Below are 19,810 nucleotides of genomic sequence, written 5' to 3' on the forward strand. Positions count from 1 at the left end.
GCGTGCTGAGCCCGCGCCCCCCTCCCCCACCTGCCAGGAGCCGACAGTGAACCGCCCCTTCCGCCTCGCGACGGCCGCGCTCACCACGACCGCGGCCCTGCTGCTGACGTCCTGCGGCGGCGACGAGAAACCCTCCGGGGACGACGACAAGATCGCCGGGGCGGAGCAGGGGGGCGAGAAGAAGTCCGCGCCCCCGAGCGAGCCCGCGGACGCGGCGGCGAAGCGGCCGGAGATCGAGCTGCCCGCGGATCTGACGTACGAGTTCGAGTGGGCCAAGACGGGCGACAAGAACAAGGACGCGGTGCTGGCCGACACCGAGCAGTACGTGAAGGCCGTCGACATGGCCATCGCCGAGCAGGACCCGCTGCACAGGGCCTACCGCTTCTACTCCGAGGGCGACGCGGCGGCCGGCAGCCAGAAGTTCGTCGAGGAGTACGTCGAGTACAAGGACCGGATCACCGGCGTGAAGCGTTTCTACAACGCGCGGGTGGACGTGACGGGCAGCAGGACGGCAGGCCTCGTCTACTGCGAGGACCAGCGCAAGGCGCACAACAAGAGCCTCAAGACGGGGAAGACCGCCGAGGCAGCCGCGCCTTCCAGGGACGACTTCGTGCTCTACAGCAGCCGACTGCACAGGAACGATCAAGGCGTCTGGATCACCGAGACGACCACATCCGACCGGGGGAACGCCACATGCCAGCCGTGAGAAGGGCACCGCTCATAGCCGCCGGGACCATGGTGCTGGCCGCGGCGCTGCTCCTGCCGGGACCCGCGTCAGCGCGCACGGGCCACGGCGGCACCACCAACGGCAGCGCCCAGGGCCCCACCGAGGACGGTGGTGACGGCTCACTGACGGCCACCGCCGGCGGCATCAGTTACGACGAGTCCAAGAACGGTTCCGGACCCAGGTCCGGAACCATCGCCCCGACGGGCGACTACAGCCCGCCCCCCTGCTGGTACGGGCCGGCCTACACGCCCGCGCAGTTCAAGAAGGAGCGCGAGGCGGTCTGGGCGGTGGACTCCACGGGCCACTCGTGGGACCTGGAGCAGCGCAAGCGGTACGTCGAGGGCGGCCCGTACAAGAACTTCAACCTCGACAAGGCCGGCAAGGGCTACTGGTGGACGGGCTTCCCCAACAAGACGTACCCGCCCGGCTGGGACAAGTGCAACAAGGAGACCTTCTGGGTCGACGAGAACGAGCCGCCCCCCGCCGGCCTCCCCACCATCGACCCGGAGCTCCTGGCGAAGCTGGCCTACGCGAGGATCCGCGTCCCCGGCACCAAGGTGTCCCTGGCCCCAGAGGCCGGGACGAAGGTGAACCTGCCGACGTGGGCGTGGCTGGACGGCACCGAGTTCAAGCCGGTGTCGGTGACGGCCCGGGTCCAGGTGCTCAATATCCAGGCCACGACCACCGCCGAACCCGTCTCCCTCAGGATCGACCCCGGCACACCGGACGCGGAGACCTATCCCGCGTCCGGCGTCTGCGACCTCGTGGGCGACAAGATCGGCACCCCGTACGCCAAGGGCAGGGCCGAGGAGACCCCGCCCTGCGGTGTGAAGTACCTGCGGTCGTCGGGAGACGGTTCGTACCCGTTGAAAGCGACGGTCACCTGGAAGATCCGCTGGACGGGGACGGGCGTGGACGGCGAACGACCGCTCCCGGACGGCGAGTTCGGCGCGGAGCAGGACGTGGTCGTCCAGGAGATCCAGTCCGTCAACCGGTAGGGGGAACGGCCGCCGTTAGGATCATCGGCGTCGAAGGGGGAACGCCGTGCGGGGACGGTTGCTGAACGGCCGGTACGAGCTGCTCGCGCCGATCGGCGCGGGCGGCATGGGCCAGGTCTGGCGGGCCCGGGACCGGAGCCTGAACCGCGAGGTGGCGGTCAAGCTCCTCGTGCCGTCCGCGTCGGCGGACGAGGGCGAGCGGGCGCAGCTCCTGGCCCGTTTCCGCCAGGAGGCCCGCGCCGCCGCCGCCCTGGACAGCCCGCACATCGTCGCCGTGCACGACCACGGCGCGGACGGCGACGGCACCCCGTACCTGGTGATGGCCCTGGTGCAGGGCCGCTCGCTCGACCAGATCCTGCGCGAACGCGTGCGCGTACCGGTGGCGGAGGCACTGCGCTGGGCGGCGGACGTGTGCCGCGCCCTGGACGTGGCGCACACGGCGGGCGTCGTGCACCGCGACATCAAGCCCGGCAATGTGGTGGTCGCGCGGGACGGCACGGCGAAAGTCGTGGACTTCGGCATCGCGACGTTCGTCGAGCGGGCGGCGGGCGACTCGCGCCTGACGCACACGGGGCAGCTGCCGTTCGGCAGCGTGCCGTATCTGGCGCCGGAGCGGTTCCGCCAGGAGGCGGGCGACGGCCGCACCGACCTGTACGCGCTCGGCTGCGTGCTCCACGAACTCCTCGTCGGCGGGCCCCCGTTCACCGGTACGGCGGCCGGTGTGATGTACCAGCACGTCAACGACGCGCCGCCGCGTCCGAGCGCGGCGCGCCCCGAGGTGACGCGGCCCGTGGAGCGCCTCGTCCTCGACCTCCTCGCCAAGGACCCCGATGACCGCCCGGCGGACGCGGCGACGACGCTCGACCGGATCCTGACGGCGGCGCGGTCGCTGCCGCCGGACGCGGAGGCGGCCTCGCAGAAGGCACCGGCACCGGAGAGGGGCCCGGAGGGTGCCGGGTCACCCGCCCACGCCGACGCGGCGCCGTCGGGTCTGGTGCCGTTCGACTCGTCATCCCACGCTGACGTGCGGCCACCGGGCCCGGACGCCGCCGAAGGCGGGCCCTCCGCGCCCTGGGACTCGGTCCCTACGTCGTCCTCGCCCCGAACCCCGACCGTGCGGGTCCAGGACCCGGGCCCGCGACCGGCGGCACCGCCCTCACTCGCGACCGCGCACACCCGGCCCGCGCTCCCTCGCGCGCAGCGGTCCGCGTCCCTCGGGAAGACCTCCACCCCGCTCGGGCAGACCACCGTCCCCTTCGCGCCCGGCCCCGGCCGCCGCTCCCGCAGGCGTCTGTTGCTCACCTCGGCCCTGATTCTCGCGGTCGGCATCCCGGTGGGCTTCGGCGTGCAGGCCCTCACCGCGTCGGACGCCGGTTCGACGTCGGGGACGCCCTTGGGCGCCGACGGCAAAGAGGCGGTCCTCGAGATCGGCGTCGCCCACAGCTACCGGCACGTGGGCAACCCCCGGGGGACGGACGCGGGCCCGGACCCGGACTCGTACGAGAAGGCGGAGCTGGACGCCTTCAGGACCCAGCAGCTGCGTACGGTCAAGTCGGCCCTCACCGAGACCCTCGGCGCCAAGGGGGCCGCGCGCTTCCGTGTCGTGCCGGTGACGGCGGGCCCGGACACCACCTCGCGCGAGCTGCTCGCCGGCCACCCGGGCATGCTCGCCGTCGTCGGCGACACCGCGGACTTCGCCTGGGTGCACGACACGGACGAGGCGTTCCTGCCGGAGATCAGCACGTGCGCGGAGTACGCCCATGCCGACGGGGCGTTCGCGATCCCGGCGGACGAGGCCCGCCAGGGCGAGGCGATGGCCCGCTATCTGCGCGCGGAGACGACGGCGCGCCGGGTGCTCCTGGCGCAGGGCAAGCTGTGGGCGGACCGCGAGGACGGCATCGGCACCGCGCTGCGCAGGGGCGGGCTCACCACGAAGGCGCTGGACGTCGAGCCCGGCAAGGTGAAGGCGGCGCGGATCCCCGCCGTGGTCGCGGCGGCGCGGGCGGACGCGGTCGTGGTGCCCACCGGTACGCGGGCCGACGTCTGGGCCAAGGCGCTGCGGGCCGACGGCTTCAAGGGCCCCGTCCTCACGCAGGCCGACCCGGAGGGCACCTGCGCCGACTCCGAGGACCGGGCCAGGGCCAAGGCGCGGGACAAGGACGTCCCGGCCGGCGTCCTGCGCACCCGCAACTACACGGGCGAACCGGACGACAACCTCCCCGCGCGGGGCAACCAGGAGCTGTACGACGGCGCCACGGCGCTGGCCGCGGCCCTCGCAAAGCTCCCGCCCGCCGACACCTCGGCCACCTCGGCCACCTCGGCCGTCTCGCTGCGCCACACCCTGGACCGCGAGATCCAGCACGTCTCCGTGAACGGTGTCCTCGACGACGTCTCCTTCGAGAAGCGCCGCTCGGCACGGCAGCGCCCGGTGTGGTTCGACCGCCGCGAGGGAGCCGAGTGGGCCGAAGTCGGCAAGGTGGACGCGGGCTTCGAACCGACGCGCCGGTGACGGTGCCCGCACGGCGCCCCGCCCCGAGCTTCACGACCGCACTCGCATTCGATAGTTTCGTCCGAGCGTGTGGTTGCTGAAGTCACGGCAGGTACGGGGGACATCACGTGGGGGGTCATCGACCGAAGGACTGGCATGTCCTGGATCTGGAGAAGGATCCGACGCCGGGTGATCCGCACCGGGTGCGCAAGCTGGCCAAGGACCTGCACGACTTCTCCGACGACGTCGGCAGGGTGCTGCGGGACATCAAGGGCATGGCGGGCGAGGACGCGATCCTCACCTGGGCGGGCAAGACGGCCGAGGCCTTCACGGAGAAGTTCGAGAAGGCCCCCGAGAAGCTGAAGAAGCTCAAGAAGTCCTACGGCATGGCCGGGGACGCGCTCGCCGCGTACTGGCCACAGCTGGAGCGCGCCCAGGCCCTGGCCGACAAGGCCCTGGTCAAGGGCCGCGAGGCCCAGGCCGACCTGTCCTCCGCCACGTCCCGCCTCACCTCGGCCGACTCCTGGATGGACAAGGCGGGCAAGGAGGCCGACAAGTACAAGGACGACAAGGGCGCGGGCAAGGACGTGCCCCAGCCCGACCCGGACAAGGTCAAGGCCGCCACCCGCAACGCCGCCTCCGCCGAGAAGGCCCAGAAGTCCGCGCAGGGGGATGTCGACGCGGCCAAGAGCGCGTTGGAGGCGGCGAAGAAGATGGCCGCCGACGCGCGCAAGATGCGCGAGGAGGCGGCCGGGGCGGCCAAGCGGAAGATCGACGAGGCGTCCGACGCCGGTATCCGCAACCGCAAGTGGTGGGAGGAGATCGGCGACTGGGTCTCGGACAACTGGGACAGCATCGTCGCGGTCTGCAAGGTCGTCGTCGCCGTGGTCGGCATCATCGCGATGATCGTCGGCGGCCCCATCCTCGCCGCGATCGTCATCATCGCCGGCGCGATCGTCCTGGCCGACACCCTCAACAAATACCGAAAAGGCCAAGCAGGCCTGATGGACGTGGCCTTCGCCGCCATGGACTGCGTCCCCGGCATGAAGGGCATCACCACCGCCGCCAAACTCGCCAAGGGGATGAAGGGCCTCAAGGCGATGGGCCTCAAGGGGATGGCCAACGGTGTCCGCGGACTCGCCAAGTCCGGCCGCACGACGCTCACCAACGGCGCGAAGGGCGCCTACAACCGGGTCAAGAGCAAGGTCAAGGGTTGCGGCGACCCGGTCGACGCGGCCACCGGACAGATGTTCCTGACGCAGACCGACATCGACCTCCCCGGCACCCTCCCCTTCGCGTTCACCCGCCGCGCCGCCTCCGACTACCGCAGCGGCCATTGGTTCGGCCCGTCCTGGTCCTCCACCCTCGACCAACATCTCGAAGTCGACGAGGAGGGCATCGTCTTCCTCACCGAGGACGGCCTGCTCCTCGCCTATCCCCACCCCGGCTCGCCCGATCAGCCCGTCCTGCCCGAGTCCGGCCCCCGACGTCCTCTGACGCGGCTACCAGACGGGGGTTTCCGGATCGAGGACCCCCTGGTCGGACTCCACCACCGATTCTCCGTCCCCGAAGGCGGTGTCGCGCTCATCGAGCGCGTCAGCGACCGCAATGGAAACGCCGTCGACTTCGAATACGACGACCACGGCACTCCGTCGGCTTTGCGCCATTCCGGGGGCTATCACCTCAAGTTGCGGGTGGAGGACGGACGTCTCACGGAGCTCCGCCTCGCGGGTGGCGGCACCGACGGCGCGGACGCCGTCGTCAAGAAGTACGGATACACCGACGGCAACCTCACGGAGGTCGTCAACTCGTCGGGCAAGCCACAGCGGTTCACCTACGACGAGCGGTTGCGCATCACCTCGTGGACCGACACCAACCACAGCCGCTACGACTACACCTATGACCACCGGGACCGCTGCGTGGCCCAGGGCGGCCAGGCGGGGCACCTCACCCATACGTTCGCCTACGACGGCGCCGACCCCGCCTGGCCCGGCCTCCGCGTCACCACCGTGACCTCCGCCCAGGGCACCGTCAGCCGCTTCCTCGTCAACAGCAACAGCCAGGTCGTCGGAGAGATCGACGGGAACGGCGCGGTCACGCGGAGCACGTACGACGAGCACCACCACCTGCTGTCCCGGACCGACCCGCTCGGCAACACCACGTCCTTCACCAACAACGCCTACGGACAGCCCCTCACGGTCACCCGTGCCGACGGCACCGAGGCCCACGCCGAGTACAACGAACTGTGCCTGCCCGTAAGGGTGGTGACGACCGATGGCGCATGCTGGGAGCACGTGTACGACGAGCGGGGCAACCGTCTCGAACTCGTCGGCCCCGACGGCGCGACCACGCGGTTCACCTATGACGAGACCGGCGGCCCTACCTCGGTCACCGATCCGCTCGGCGCCACCACCACCGTCCGGTGCAACGCCGCCGGACTGCACGCGGAGATCACCAGCGCGCTCGGAGAACGCGCCCACCGCACCTACGACGCGTTCGGCCGCCTCACCCGGACCACCGACGCGATGGGCGCGACGACCCGCATGTGGTGGACCGTCGAGGGCCGCATATCCCGCGTGCTGGCCCCCGACGGCTCTCAGGAATCGTGGGAGTACGACGGGGAGGGCAACTGTGTCCGCCACACGAACGCGGACGGCGCGACCACCACGTACGAATACACGCACTTCGACCTGGTCCGCGCGCGCACCGGCCCGGACGGAGTGCGGCACGAATTCGGCCACGACGCCTCGCTGAGGCTCGTCCAGGTCACCAACCCCCTGGGCCTCACCTGGGACTACACCTATGACGCCGCCGGGCATCTGGTGGCCGAGAGCGACTTCGACGACCGGCTGACCCGCTACACGCGAGATGCGGCGGGTCGTCTGGTCGAGCGGACGAACCCGGCCGGGCAGACAGTCGCTCTCTCCTATGACGCGCTGGGCCGGCCGCTGGCCAAGAACGTCGACGGGCAGGTCAGCACCTTCGCCTACGACCCGGCGGGCCGTCTGGTCCGAGCCGTGGGACCCGATTGCGAGGTGACCTGGGAGCACGACAGGAACGGCCGGGTACTGACCGAGCGCGTCAACGGCCGAGCGCTCTCCTTCGCCTACGACGCCATGGGACGGCGTGTGCGGCGCACCACGCCGACGGGCGCCCTGGCCCACCACAGCCATGACGCGGTGGGCCGGCCACGCGCGTTGGACTCGTCGGGCCATGCCATGGCGTTCTCGTACGACGCGTGCGGCCGCGAGACCGGACGCGTCATGGGCGATTCCCTGGCGATCACCCAGACCTGGGACGCACTCGGCCGACCGCTCGAACAGACGGTGGCCGCCCAGGACAGCACCGTCCTGCGCCGCGGCTACGACTACCGCCCGGACCGTCACCTCGTCGGCGTCACCGATCCGTACCTCGGCGAGGTCACCCTGGGGCTCGACGCGGCCGGCCGGGTCACCGGAGTCCGGGCACAGGACTGGACGGAGACGTACGCGTACGACGAGGCAGGCCGCCAGTCGGCGGCCGACTGGCCCGACCACCACCCCGGTCAAGAGGCGCGGGGGGCCCGCGCCCATGCGGGCAACCGCCTCACCGGCGCGGGGTCGGTGCGCTACGAGTACGACGAAGCCGGCCGTGTGGTGCTCCGCCGCAAGACCCGGCTGTCGCGCAAACCCGACGTCTGGCACTACACCTGGGACGCCGAGGACCGGCTGACCTCGGTGACCACGCCCGACGGAACGGTCTGGCGCTATGCGTACGACCCGCTGGGCCGGCGCACCGCGAAAGTGCGCCTGGCCGACGGCGGTACGGACGTGGTGGAGCGGACCGACTTCACCTGGGACGGCCCGCTCGTCGCCGAACAGCTCACCACTGTCCGGGGTGTGCCGCACCATGTCGCTCTGACCTGGGACTACGACGGGTTGCGGCCGATCGCCCAGACGGAGCGGCTCATCGACCCGACCGACCAGGCGGAGATCGACTCCCGCTTCTTCGCCATCGTCACCGACCTCGTCGGCACGCCTACGGAACTGGTCGACGAACAAGGGACGACCGCGTGGCAGGCCCGCAGGACCGTCTGGGGCCTCACCACTTGGCCGGCCCGCAGCAGTGCGTACACGCCGCTGCGCTTTCCCGGCCAGTACTTCGACCCGGAATCGGGGCTGCACTACAACTATCAGCGCTATTACGACCCGGAAACCGCCCGCTACAGCACGCTCGATCCACTCGGCCTGGCACCGGCACCCGACCCTTACGGGTACGTCACCAATCCGTTCCGGCAAATCGACCCGTTCGGCCTCTCGGGTTGCGACACCGTCGTCCTTTACCACGGCTCGCAGAACTGGCACGGGGATCAGTTCTCTCTGCCCCAGTCCATCAGGGATCAGCGCGATTACACGCCGGACGCGGGTGTCTATCTGACCGACGACTTCAACAGGGCCGCCACCCAGTACGCGGGCCCTTCCGGCCATGTCGTACGGGTCGAGGTCCCGCGGGAGTTCGCCGACAGTGTGCTGCGCAACCACAGCGGGCCCGCCGGTAACCTGCCGGAGTACTTTGTGAACACCCCCGAGGGCGTGGACGTCCTCAACAACGGCGGGCCACGCGTGCTGCCGCAGGGGGAGGCGATCATGCAGCACTTCATGGGTAACTTCTGAGTCGGGCAGGGTAGTTGAGGTTGAACATGTCGGAAAGCGTCCTGGGCCGTGCCGTCTTCGGGCCACTCGGTGGGATCATCGAGATCGGCGCGGTCGCCGCGACGGGGACCTGGTCGCTCGCGGACGTCTCCGTGGGCGAGTTCGTGTCGGAGCGGCAGGACGACGTGACGCGTCTGCTGGAGACGATCCGGGACGTCGGTGACTTCACGCAGCCGGTCATGGCGCTCTTCGATGAGCTGGGATATACGAGGGATCACCCCGTGGCGGCTCCGTCCCTGCTGATGTGGTCCGCCGGGTACGAAGAGGTGTCCGCTCGGCTCGAAGAGCCCGCCGCGGTGCGGCGGATGAGCCGCGTCGGCGCGGATCTGCAGCTGGCCCGGCTTCTCCAGGCGCTGGTCGACGCGGCGATCGCGCGGGGCCCCGAGGTCGCGCGGGGCGCGGGATCGATCGCCGAGGCGTTGCGGATCGCGACGGGACTGGTCGCGGGGGCGCTGGACGGCGATGCGGACACCGCCACGCGAGCCGTGTACAGGATGTGGCGGGTCGCTTTCCTGGCCGGTCTCCTGCTGCCCGATTCACCTGCCCGCCCGGAGGCACGCCCCCGCTTCCGCGAGTACGGGCATGCGCTGGAGCACCTGCTCGGGGCGTGATCGCGGCGACCCGAGGGCCGGGGAACGTCGCTTTTCGTCCGTGCGGCACCTCTGCGGCAATGTGCCCGTTGCAAGGCACGGCCGACCCCGTACCTTCCCACCAATCCGCAACCTCGTAGGAACGCACCGTAGTCGCCACCCCCGCAGGCGCCTACGGTGTGCCCCGTGCAATCGAGCCAACCGAGCCAGTCAGCGCACCAGCCCACGCCCCCCTTCAACTTCCCCGCCGCCCGGCGCCTGCGTGAGGCGCTGGGGATGGCGCACGGGCATGTCGCGTACGGGATGCGGGCCGGTTACGGGCTCACGCACGTCACGGCCGACACCGTCGCCGCCTGGGAGCGCGGGCTCGCCTCGCCCAGTTCCGTCGAGCTGAGCGCGCTGGCGGCCACGCTCTGGTGCTCGCCCGGTGAGCTGATGGGCGCAGCGCGCACCCTGCGGGAGCACCGGCTCGCGCGCGGGCTCGCGCCGGAGGACCTCGCGCGGCAGGCCGGCGTGGAGATCCAGGCGTATCTGCGGATGGAGGAGACCGGCAGCTGGCGCGGCAACGAACGGCAGTCCGCCGCCCTCGCCCGCGTCCTGGAGCTCGAACTGCCCGACTTCGTGACCGTGACCGGACGCTCCGAGCACCTCGCCGAGCTGCTGCGCAGCGCGGTCACCGCCCGCTGGCAGGGGTACGTACGGCCCGTCGCCAAGCTGCTGGCGGTGGAGCGGCGGCCCGTCGAGGGCGCGCTGCGGCAGATGTACGACGACTACCAGTCCCGGATGGCGCGGACGCTGAACTGGGGCGGCGGCGCCGGCTCGGACGCCTCCGGCGAGGCCGGCCGGGACTACCTGGACCGCGTCCTGGAGCACTTCTGGCCCCTGGTCCGCCCCGGGCACCGCAAGGACTGACCCCGGCACCCCCAAACCGACGGCGCAAGGACCGCCCCTGTCACCCCACCCACGCCGCCCGGCGAGACCGCGCGACTAGAACACCGACTCCGCCTCGTCCATCCGGTCCTTCGGCACCGTCTTCAGCTCCGTGACCGCCTCCGCGAGCGGCACCATCTGGATGTCGGTGCCGCGCAGCGCCGTCATCTTGCCGTACTCCCCGCGGTGCACCGCCTCCACCGCGTGCCAGCCGAAGCGCGTCGCGAGGACGCGGTCGTAGGCGGTGGGGGTGCCGCCACGCTGGACGTGGCCGAGGATGACCGGCTTGGCCTCCTTGCCGAGGCGGGCCTCCAGCTCGTACGCCAGCGCGGTGCCGATGCCCTGGAAGCGCTCGTGGCCGAACTGGTCGATCGCGCCCTTGCCGTAGTTCATCGTGCCGTCCAGCGGGTGCGCGCCCTCGGCCACGCAGATCACCGCGAACTTCTTGCCGCGCGAGAACCGCTCCTCGACCAGCGCGACCAGGTCGGCGGGGTCGAAGGGGCGCTCGGGCAGGCAGATGCCGTGGGCGCCGCCGGCCATGCCGGACTCCAGGGCGATCCAGCCGGCGTGCCGGCCCATGACCTCGACGACCATCACGCGCTGGTGGGACTCGGCGGTCGTCTTCAGGCGGTCCATGGCCTCCGTGGCCACGCCAACCGCCGTGTCGAAGCCGAAGGTGCGGTCCGTGGAGGAGATGTCGTTGTCGATCGTCTTGGGGACGCCGACGACCGGCACGCCCGCGTCGGCGAGCATGCCCGCCGCGGTGAGGGTGCCCTCGCCGCCGATCGGGATGAGCGCGTCGAAGCCGCTCTTCTCGATGAGCTCCTTGGCGTTGTCGCAGGCGGCGCGGAAGCGGCCGCGCTCCAGGCGCGAGGAGCCGAGGATCGTGCCGCCGCGGGCCAGGATGCCGCTCACGGCGTTCAGGTCGAGGGGCCGGTAGCGTCCGTCGAGCAGGCCCGCGTAGCCGTCCTCGAAGCCGATGACCTCGTCGCCGTAGTGCGTCACGGCGCGGTGCACGACCGACCGGATCACTGCGTTGAGGCCGGGGCAGTCGCCGCCCGCGGTGAGAATTCCGATACGCATCGCGCTGTGTCTCCTGCTCGCTGTTGGTACTTGTGAGCCGGTCCGATTGTTCCACGGCCGGAAGGGGGACGCCGCTCACACCTGTCCGACGCACGCCCGTGCGATAGGGCGGCGATACGGGGGCAGGGGCGGGGAAGAGGCCCCACGCCCCCCGCCGGCGGGCCCTCGGTCCGGCGGGCGGCTTAGCCAGCCGCGGAGGTATTGTCAAGAGGGCACAGCCGCGATATCAGGTAATTTGTCCAGCTCACTCGGGGTACCCCACAGATCCCCGGCGGACGGCGACGAGCAGGCAGCGAAGAAGGGGAGAGCACGCGTGACGCGCAGCGTGTACGTGACCGGGATCGACCGCGGCGACGGCCGCCAGGTCGTCGAGCTGGGAGTCATGGAGCTCCTGACGCGCCAGGTCGACCGGGTCGGCGTCTTCAGGCCGCTCGTGCACGACGGTCCCGACCGCCTCTTCGACCTGCTGCGGGCCCGCTACCGCCTCTCGCAGGACGCCGCGACCGTCTACGGCATGGACTACCACGAGGCGTCCGCGCTCCAGGCCGAGCGCGGCACCGACGAGCTGGTCTCGCGGATCGTCGACCGCTTCCACCGGGTCGCCGCGGAGTACGAGGTGGTCCTGGTCCTCGGCACGGACTTCGCCGACACCCAGCTCCCCGACGAGCTGGCGCTCAACGCCCGCCTCGCCAACGAGTTCGGCGCCTCGGTGCTGCCCGTGGTCGGCGGCAAGAACCAGACCGCGGAGTCGGTGCACGCCGAGACGCGCAACGCCCACCGCGCCTACGACAGCCTGGGCTGCGACGTCCTCGCCATGATCACCAACCGGGTGGCCCCCGCCGACCGCGACGAGATCCACGAGCGGCTGAAGGCCGCGCTGCCCGTGCCCTGCTACGTCCTGCCCGACGAGGCCGCGCTCTCCGCGCCGACGGTCGCGCAGATCACCCACGCCCTCGGCGGCCGGGTCCTGCTCGGCGACGACGCGGGGCTGGCCCGCGACGCCCTGGACTTCGTCTTCGGCGGCGCCATGCTGCCGAACTTCCTCAACGCCCTGACCCCGGGCTGCCTGGTCGTCACCCCCGGTGACCGCGCCGACCTCGTGGTGGGCTCCCTCGCCGCGCACAGCGCCGGCACGCCGCCCATCGCGGGCGTCCTGCTGACCCTGAACGAGCAGCCCGGCCAGGAGATCCTCACCCTCGCCGACCGCCTCGCGCCCGGCACCCCGGTGGTCGCCGTCTCCGGCGGCTCCTTCCCGACGGCCGCCGAGCTGTTCGCCCTGGAGGGCAAGCTGAACGCGGCGACGCCCCGCAAGGCGGAGACCGCCCTCGGCCTCTTCGAGCGGTACGTCGACACCGCCGACCTGCTGGGGCGCGTCTCCACGCCGAGCAGCGGCCGCGTCACGCCGATGATGTTCGAGCACAAGCTCCTGGAGCGGGCCCGCGCCGACCGGCGCCGCGTCGTGCTGCCCGAGGGCACCGAGGAGCGCGTGCTGCGCGCCGCCGACGTACTGCTGCGCCGGGGCGTGTGCGACCTGACGCTGCTCGGGCCCGTGGAGCAGATCCGCAAGAAGGCCGCGGACCTCGGGGTGGACCTCGCCGACTCCGAGCTGATCGACCCGCAGACCTCCGAGCTGCGGGACCGTTTCGCCGGGAAGTACGCGCAGCTGCGCGCCCACAAGGGCGTCACCGTCGAGCTGGCGTACGACGTGGTGGCCGACGTCAACTACTTCGGCACGCTGATGGTCCAGGAGGGTCTGGCCGACGGCATGGTGTCGGGCTCCGTGCACTCCACGGCCGCGACCATCCGCCCCGCCTTCGAGATCATCAAGACCAAGCCGGACGCCTCGATCGTGTCGTCGGTCTTCTTCATGTGCCTGGCCGACAAGGTCCTCGTCTACGGCGACTGCGCGGTGAACCCGGACCCGAACGCCGAGCAGCTCGCCGACATCGCCGTGCAGGCGGCGGCCACCGCCGCGCAGTTCGGGGTCGAGCCGCGGATCGCGATGCTCTCGTACTCGACGGGCACCTCCGGTTCGGGCGCCGACGTCGACAAGGTGCGCGAGGCCACCGAGAAGGTGCGGGCCGGCCGCCCGGACCTGAAGATCGAGGGCCCGATCCAGTACGACGCCGCCGTGGAGCCGTCGGTCGCGGCCACCAAGCTGCCGGGCTCCGACGTCGCGGGCCAGGCCAGCGTGCTGATCTTCCCGGACCTCAACACCGGCAACAACACCTACAAGGCCGTGCAGCGCTCGGCCGGCGCGATCGCCGTCGGCCCGGTCCTCCAGGGCCTGCGCAAGCCGGTCAACGACCTGTCCAGGGGCGCGCTCGTCCAGGACATCGTGAACACCGTCGCCATCACGGCGATCCAGTCCCAGACCCCGGCCGCCGGCTGACCCCCACAGAAAGCACTCGAAATCCGTGACTGCTACGCGCGTCCTCGTCCTCAACTCCGGCTCGTCGTCGGTGAAGTACCAGCTGCTCGACATGCGCGACAGCTCACGCCTGGCCGTCGGCCTCGTCGAGCGGATCGGCGAGGAGACCTCGCGGCTCAAGCACACCCCGCTGACCGGCGACGGCGAGCCCCGCGAGCGCGAGGAGCCGATCGCCGACCACGAGGCGGCGCTGAAGGCCGTCGCCGGGGAGCTGGCCGCCGACGGGCTCGGCCTGGACTCCCCCGAGCTGGCCGCGATAGGCCACCGGGTGGTGCACGGCGGTCTGAAGTTCTCCGCGCCGACCGTGATCACCGACGAGGTGCTCCAGGAGATCGAGCGGCTGGTGCCGGTGGCGCCGCTGCACAACCCCGCCAACATCACGGGCATCCGCACCGCGCAGGCGCTCCGTCCCGACCTGCCCCAGGTCGCCGTCTTCGACACCGCGTTCCACACGACGATGCCGGAGTCCGCGGCGCGCTACGCGATCGACGTGCGGACCGCCGACGAGCACCGCGTGCGGCGCTACGGCTTCCACGGCACCTCGCACGCGTACGTCTCGCGCAAGACCGCCCAGCTGCTGGGCAAGGCCCCCGAGGACGTCAACGTCATCGTGCTGCACCTGGGCAACGGCGCCTCGGCGACGGCCGTGCGGGCCGGCGAGTGCGTGGACACCTCGATGGGGCTCACGCCGCTGGAGGGGCTGGTGATGGGCACCCGTTCCGGTGACCTGGACCCGGCGGTCATCTTCCATCTGGCGCGGGTCGGCGGGATGTCCGTGGACGAGATCGACGTGCTGCTCAACAAGAAGAGCGGCCTGATCGGCCTCTGCGGCGACAACGACATGCGTGAGATCCGGCGCCGCGTGGACGCGGGCGACCAGGAGGCCGCGCTCGCCTTCGACATCTACATCCACCGCCTGAAGAAGTACATCGGCGCCTACTACGCCGTGCTCGGCCGCGTGGACGCCGTGGTGTTCACGGCGGGCGTCGGCGAGAACGCGGCGCCGGTCCGCGAGGCGGCCGTGGCGGGCCTGGAGGAGCTGGGGCTCGCGGTCGACGGGGAGCTGAATTCCGTACGTTCCGACGAAGCGCGGCTCATTTCACCCGAGTACGCGCGTGTGGCGGTCGCCGTGGTCCCCACGGACGAGGAACTGGAGATCGCCGATCAGACATACGCGCTGGTGGGAAAGGGTTCGGCGGAATAATGCGGACTCCGCGCCGAAACACCGCAACGACTGAGCGCGCTTCCGCCCATTTGTAGATTCCACCAGACGGAATATTCCGAAGCGAAACAAACCGATAGGATCGTCCCCATGCGCCGTTCCAAAATCGTCTGCACGCTGGGCCCCGCCGTCGACTCCGAAGAGCAGCTCGTCTCGCTGATCGAGGCCGGCATGAACGTGGCCCGCTTCAACTTCAGCCACGGCACGCACGCCGAGCACCAGGGCCGGTACGACCGCGTCCGCTCGGCCGCCGCGAAGACCGGCCGGGCCATCGGCGTCCTCGCCGACCTCCAGGGCCCGAAGATCCGTCTGGAGACCTTCGCCGAGGGCCCCGTCGAGCTGGTGCGCGGTGACGAGTTCACCATCACCACCGAGGACGTGCCCGGCGACAAGTCGATCTGCGGCACCACCTACAAGGGCCTGCCGGGCGATGTCTCCAAGGGCGACCAGATCCTCATCAACGACGGCAACGTCGAGCTGCGCGTCGTCGAGGTGGACGGCCCGCGCGTGAAGACGATCGTGGTCGAGGGCGGTGTCATCTCCGACCACAAGGGCATCAACCTGCCCGGCGCGGCCGTGAACGTGCCCGCGCTGTCCGAGAAGGACATCGAGGACCTGCGCTTCGCCCTGAAGATGGGCTGCGACATGGTCGCCCTGTCCTTCGTGCGCGACGCCCACGACGTGAAGGACGTCCACAAGGTGATGGACGAGGAGGGCCGCCGGGTCCCCGTCATCGCCAAGGTGGAGAAGCCGCAGGCCGTCGCCAACATGGAGGGCGTCGTCGCGGCGTTCGACGCCGTGATGGTGGCCCGCGGCGACCTCGCGGTCGAGTACCCGCTCGAGAAGGTCCCGATGGTGCAGAAGCGCCTCGTGGAGATGTGCCGCCGCAACGCCAAGCCGGTGATCGTCGCGACCCAGATGATGGAGTCGATGATCACCAACTCGCGCCCCACGCGCGCCGAGGCGTCCGACGTCGCCAACGCGATCCTGGACGGCGCGGACGCGGTCATGCTGTCGGCCGAGTCGAGTGTCGGCGCGTACCCGATCGAGACCGTCAAGACGATGTCGAAGATCGTCGTGGCGGCCGAGGAGGAGCTGCTCTCCAAGGGTCTGCAGCCGCTCGTGCCCGGCAAGAAGCCGCGCACGCAGGGCGGTTCGGTGGCCCGTGCCGCCGCCGAGATCGCCGACTTCCTCGGCGGCAAGGCGCTGGTGGCCTTCACCCAGTCCGGTGACACCGCCCGCCGGCTGTCCCGCTACCGCGCGGCCCAGCCGATCCTCGCCTTCACCACCGACGAGTCGACCCGCAACCAGCTCACGCTGAGCTGGGGCGTGGACACCTACGTCGTGCCGCACGTCGACAACACCGACGCGATGGTGGAGCTGGTCGACGCCGAGCTGATCAAGCTCAACCGCTTCAACGACGGCGACACGGTCGTCATCACCGCGGGCTCGCCCCCCGGCGTCCCCGGCACCACCAACATGGTGCGGGTGCACCACCTGGGCGGCATCGACCGCGACTGACGGTCCGTACCCCCGTACGAAATGAGGGCGCCCCCTGCGACAGGGGGCGCCCTCATCTGCGTACGGCTCAGTCGGTGATCGACTGGTGGAGACCGGGGATGGTCAGGTCACCGCCGAACTGGCCCGCCTGCTGGACCTTCACATCCGTGAAGTAGATCAGCGGGATGTTCAGCGGCGGCGGGTGCTCGGGGTCGAAGGTGATCGGGATGAGCCCGAACAGCTTGCCCGAGATCCGCTCGGTGTACATCGTCGTCGCGCCGTTGCGGATGGTGGACTTGGAGCCCTTGGCGGCCTCGACGTGGTACGTCCTGCCGCCCGGCCCCTCGACGATCTGGTGCAGGTCCACGATGTCCGTCTTCTGGACGACGTACTTCAGCGCCTGCTTGGTTCTGCCGTTCGCCATCGTGAGGTTCACGACGCCCTGGTAGTCGGCGTCCATGAGCTTGAGCGAGGTGGCCTCCAGGTGCCACGGCTGGTTCGGGATCGGCACGGGCGTCTGCTCGGCCTCGCCGTCGACCTTCTTCTCGACCACGCACGGGAACGGCTTCTTGCCGTTCGCGTCCGGCGCCATCGGGTCCTCGGGCTCGTCCTTCGCCTCGTCGTCCGCCGGGTCGTCCGCGGTCTCGTCCGCCGCCTCGCCGGTGGTGCCCTCGGCCTTCTTCGTGCCGTCCTTCGTGCCGTCCTCGACGCCGTCCTCGACCTTGTCGGCGGCGTCCTTGACCGGGTCCTTGTCCGTGCCCTTGGCCGGGTCCTCGGCAGACGTGGTCTTGTCCGGGGTCGGGGTCGGGGCCGGGGCATCCGGGACCGACGCGTCGGAGTCCGGCTCCTTCGCGGCGGGCCCGTCGGACTCGTCGGACGCGTCGGGCGTGAAGACGTCCTTGAGGGCGTCGCCGAGACCCAGCGGGTCCCATGGGTTCCGGGTCTTGCCCGGCTCGGGCTCGGACCGCGGGCCGGACTCGGGGGCCGGCTTCGGGGCGGGCTTGTCGGCCTCGTCCTTCTCGCCGCCGGTCGACGGCGTGGGCACCGGCTCGGTCCTGTCGTCCGCGCCCCGGTCGCCGGGAGTCCGGTCACCGGAACCCTGATCGCCGGAACCCTCGTCACCGGTGGTGGGCGACCCGGGCGCGGGCGGCTCGCCGGAGCCCTTCCCGTCCTTGTCCGCGTCGTCCTTCGCGGGGTCGTCCTTCGCCGAGTCGTCCTTCGCCTTGTCCTCGGTGTCCTCGGCGTCCTGGCCGGCTTTGTCGTCCGCGTCCGCTTCCTTGTCCGGCGCCGTGACGCACGGGCCGTCCTGGAAGGGGTTCTCGGGCACCCCGGGCCTCGCCTGCGCGAGCGTCGGGGTCAGCCCCATGCCCATCAGGACCGCGGTGGGCATCGCGGCGATCGCGATCGCCTTGCCCGCGGGCACCTGGAGGCGGGTCAGCAGCGGCTTCCTGGGCGCCGCGTGACGCGGCCCTCTCGCCCGGGGCTCCTCCGCGAAACCCTCGTGGCGCGCCTCGTCAGCCGGCACGGTGCCTCCCGTTCGTGACGCTCGCCGGGCTGGTACCCGGCAGCTCGTGCTGCTCGTCGCTCCCCCCGCCCGCGGCCTTCCCGCCCGGGGCCACCGCGGCGGCGGGCCGTGCGGGCGCCCAGGAGACGCCGAGGGCGCCGCCGAGCAGGGCGAGCAGGAAGCCGATGACGAAGCCGCCGAAGTTGGAGACCACCAGGGAGACCAGGGCGAGCAGGATCGCCGCGACGCCCGCGAAGATCCGGGAGTGCGGCTGGAACCACATGGTCAGGCCGAGCACGACCAACAGCACGCCGATGATCAGGGATCCGGCGCCGGCGGTGGTCGCCATCCGGATGGTCATCGTGCCGAGCGTGAGGTTCGCGTAAGGGAAGTACATGATCGGGAGGCCGCCGAGCATCGTCAGCAGACCACCCCAGAACGGGCGCCGGCCGCGCCACCCCCAAAACGATCGGCGCGTCCGGCCGAGCATCTCGCCCAGTCCCACTTGCGCTTCGGCGCTCATGTCGTACAGCTCCTCGGGAATGGCTTGGTCCTGTGTGTCATGCGGATGCGGGCACGGGGACGGCTCCGTCGATGTGCCGTCGCGCCCCCGCGCCCGGCCGTTCATAGCAGCGAGTGCCTACCGGAACGCATGTCCCCTATCGGGGTGCCAACGGCCCTAGTAGCACTCGTGCTTGCCCTTTTTGACCGACATGTCGAGACCGGAGAGCTTGAAGGTGCCGGCCGTGGTCGCCCACGCGCGCTGGCGGACATCGGTGAACTTCACCGACTCCGCCTGCTGCGCGAACGAGTCCTCGACGTAGTGGTCGCCCTTCGCCGGGCCCGGCCCCTTGGTGGTCTGGTCGATCGAGACACCGATGTCGACCTTGTGGAAGGTCGCGTTGGCCTTCAGGTCGTCGGCGTCGATGTACAGCTTCTTGGCGATGACCTTCGGGGAACCGGTCTGGCCGGCCCTGAGGGTCATCGACACGTCGCCGAAGACCGGGACGGGCACGACCACCGACTGACACAGGTTGGTGATCTTGGCCGAGTCGAGACCGACGACGGCCACCGGATGCTTGCCCGACTTGCCCACGTCCAAGGCGCCGTACTGGACGAACCCCTTGCCGTTGAGTTCGTCGGCGGTCACCTTGAACTGCTGACCCGACACACTGAACGATGCCGCGAGCGCGCCCTGGGACAGGGCGACGCCTATCGCGGCGGTAGCCGCGACGCTCGGCACCATGACCACGGCGAACCGCTTCCATCTGGTTCCGCCACGAGCCACGGATTCCATGACTTTCCTCCTTCTCGGACGTACATCTCCGGCCCTGACTGCGCCCGCTCGGACGGGACAGCCGGGCAGGGATGGGAGAAGTGCTACGTCCTCGGGAAGGAGAGCGCCCGCATGGCAGGGCGCGAACCGCACCACGCATCACCGGCGATCACCCCCGAGCGACAACCACTGGTCGCGCCTGACGCACATCACGCACAACCTCGATGGACAGGCCCTGCCGGGGACGGCAGAGACCCCCCTGTCCCCGACCGGCGACGGCGTCGCCGGTCCGCTCGGTGGGGACCCGAAGCGCCCGCTCCCGACTGGCTGTCGGACTGCGGGTCATCGGACCGAGCGTCGCCGATCGTGG

Annotated in this window: 13 protein-coding genes; 9 read left to right on the forward strand and 4 right to left on the reverse strand. The window is 71.0% G+C overall.

The genetic code is table 11. The features are described 5' to 3' along the window. Nucleotides 1-46 precede the first annotated feature (46 nt). The 6 genes from ACZ516_RS21970 to ACZ516_RS21995 all read left to right on the forward strand — a co-directional run bounded on the left by ACZ516_RS21970 (nucleotide 47) and on the right by ACZ516_RS21995 (nucleotide 10,406). Entirely contained in the window at nucleotides 47-706 is a 660-nt protein-coding gene (locus ACZ516_RS21970) for a hypothetical protein (RefSeq protein ID WP_469011429.1), read from the forward strand. Further along, entirely contained in the window at nucleotides 694-1,725 is a 1,032-nt protein-coding gene (locus tag ACZ516_RS21975; RefSeq protein ID WP_469011430.1) for a hypothetical protein, read from the forward strand. The genes ACZ516_RS21970 and ACZ516_RS21975 overlap by 13 nt, the downstream gene beginning before the upstream one ends. Nucleotides 1,726-1,771: 46 nt before the next feature. Beyond that, nucleotides 1,772-4,234, forward strand: coding sequence for a protein kinase domain-containing protein (locus ACZ516_RS21980; RefSeq protein ID WP_469011431.1), 2,463 nt, complete (start codon nucleotides 1,772-1,774; stop codon nucleotides 4,232-4,234). Between the two features lie 107 nt (nucleotides 4,235-4,341). Next, the gene (locus tag ACZ516_RS21985) at nucleotides 4,342-8,865 is read left to right on the forward strand and encodes a DUF6531 domain-containing protein (RefSeq protein ID WP_469011432.1); all 4,524 of its coding nucleotides are present in this window, start codon (nucleotides 4,342-4,344) and stop codon (nucleotides 8,863-8,865) included. Nucleotides 8,866-8,891: 26 nt separating this feature from the next. Next, on the forward strand, nucleotides 8,892-9,515 hold the full coding sequence (locus ACZ516_RS21990) for a hypothetical protein (protein WP_469011433.1): 624 nt from the start codon (nucleotides 8,892-8,894) through the stop codon (nucleotides 9,513-9,515). Between the two features lie 255 nt (nucleotides 9,516-9,770). Further along, nucleotides 9,771-10,406, forward strand: coding sequence for an XRE family transcriptional regulator (locus tag ACZ516_RS21995; protein ID WP_469011607.1), 636 nt, complete (start codon nucleotides 9,771-9,773; stop codon nucleotides 10,404-10,406). Between the two features lie 75 nt (nucleotides 10,407-10,481). Here ACZ516_RS21995 and ACZ516_RS22000 read toward each other — a convergent pair whose 3' ends face one another. Continuing rightward, complete coding sequence (locus tag ACZ516_RS22000; protein ID WP_358583890.1) at nucleotides 10,482-11,507, reverse strand: 6-phosphofructokinase; 1,026 nt, start codon at nucleotides 11,505-11,507, stop codon at nucleotides 10,482-10,484. A gap of 313 nt (nucleotides 11,508-11,820) precedes the next feature. On the opposite strand from ACZ516_RS22000, the gene pta reads away from it, so the two are divergent. The 3 genes from pta to pyk all read left to right on the forward strand — a co-directional run bounded on the left by pta (nucleotide 11,821) and on the right by pyk (nucleotide 16,681). After that, a complete protein-coding gene (pta, locus tag ACZ516_RS22005; RefSeq protein ID WP_469011434.1) occupies nucleotides 11,821-13,899 on the forward strand; it encodes a phosphate acetyltransferase in 2,079 nt (692 codons plus the stop codon). Nucleotides 13,900-13,924: 25 nt separating this feature from the next. Continuing rightward, a complete protein-coding gene (locus ACZ516_RS22010) occupies nucleotides 13,925-15,142 on the forward strand; it encodes an acetate kinase (RefSeq protein WP_358583894.1) in 1,218 nt (405 codons plus the stop codon). A gap of 108 nt (nucleotides 15,143-15,250) precedes the next feature. Further along, entirely contained in the window at nucleotides 15,251-16,681 is a 1,431-nt protein-coding gene (gene pyk, locus ACZ516_RS22015) for a pyruvate kinase (RefSeq protein ID WP_358583896.1), read from the forward strand. Between the two features lie 67 nt (nucleotides 16,682-16,748). Here pyk and ACZ516_RS22020 read toward each other — a convergent pair whose 3' ends face one another. From ACZ516_RS22020 to ACZ516_RS22030, 3 genes are all read right to left on the reverse strand, one after another. After that, nucleotides 16,749-18,185, reverse strand: a complete 1,437-nt coding sequence (locus tag ACZ516_RS22020) for a hypothetical protein (RefSeq protein WP_469011435.1) — start codon at nucleotides 18,183-18,185, stop codon at nucleotides 16,749-16,751. Further along, nucleotides 18,175-18,687: a DUF6114 domain-containing protein gene (locus ACZ516_RS22025; RefSeq protein ID WP_358583899.1), complete on the reverse strand. Its 513-nt coding sequence runs from the start codon at nucleotides 18,685-18,687 to the stop codon at nucleotides 18,175-18,177. The genes ACZ516_RS22020 and ACZ516_RS22025 overlap by 11 nt, the downstream gene beginning before the upstream one ends. Nucleotides 18,688-18,843: 156 nt before the next feature. Further along, entirely contained in the window at nucleotides 18,844-19,461 is a 618-nt protein-coding gene (locus tag ACZ516_RS22030) for a DUF6230 family protein (RefSeq protein WP_358583901.1), read from the reverse strand. Nucleotides 19,462-19,810 lie beyond the last annotated feature (349 nt).

The sequence above is a fragment of the Streptomyces sp. NPDC034037 genome, assembly GCF_055575715.1.

Excerpts from the sequence above, each read along its gene's own strand:
- ACZ516_RS21975 (WP_469011430.1), top strand. The coding sequence starts at position 694 with ATGCCAGCCGTGAGAAGGGCACCGCTCATAGCCGCCGGGACCATGGTG.
- ACZ516_RS21990 (WP_469011433.1), top strand. The coding sequence starts at position 8,892 with ATGTCGGAAAGCGTCCTGGGCCGTGCCGTCTTCGGGCCACTCGGTGGG.
- ACZ516_RS21995 (WP_469011607.1), top strand. The coding sequence starts at position 9,771 with ATGGCGCACGGGCATGTCGCGTACGGGATGCGGGCCGGTTACGGGCTC.
- ACZ516_RS22000 (WP_358583890.1), bottom strand. The coding sequence starts at position 11,507 with ATGCGTATCGGAATTCTCACCGCGGGCGGCGACTGCCCCGGCCTCAAC.
- pyk (WP_358583896.1), top strand. The coding sequence starts at position 15,251 with ATGCGCCGTTCCAAAATCGTCTGCACGCTGGGCCCCGCCGTCGACTCC.
- ACZ516_RS22025 (WP_358583899.1), bottom strand. The coding sequence starts at position 18,687 with ATGAGCGCCGAAGCGCAAGTGGGACTGGGCGAGATGCTCGGCCGGACG.
- ACZ516_RS22030 (WP_358583901.1), bottom strand. The coding sequence starts at position 19,461 with ATGGAATCCGTGGCTCGTGGCGGAACCAGATGGAAGCGGTTCGCCGTG.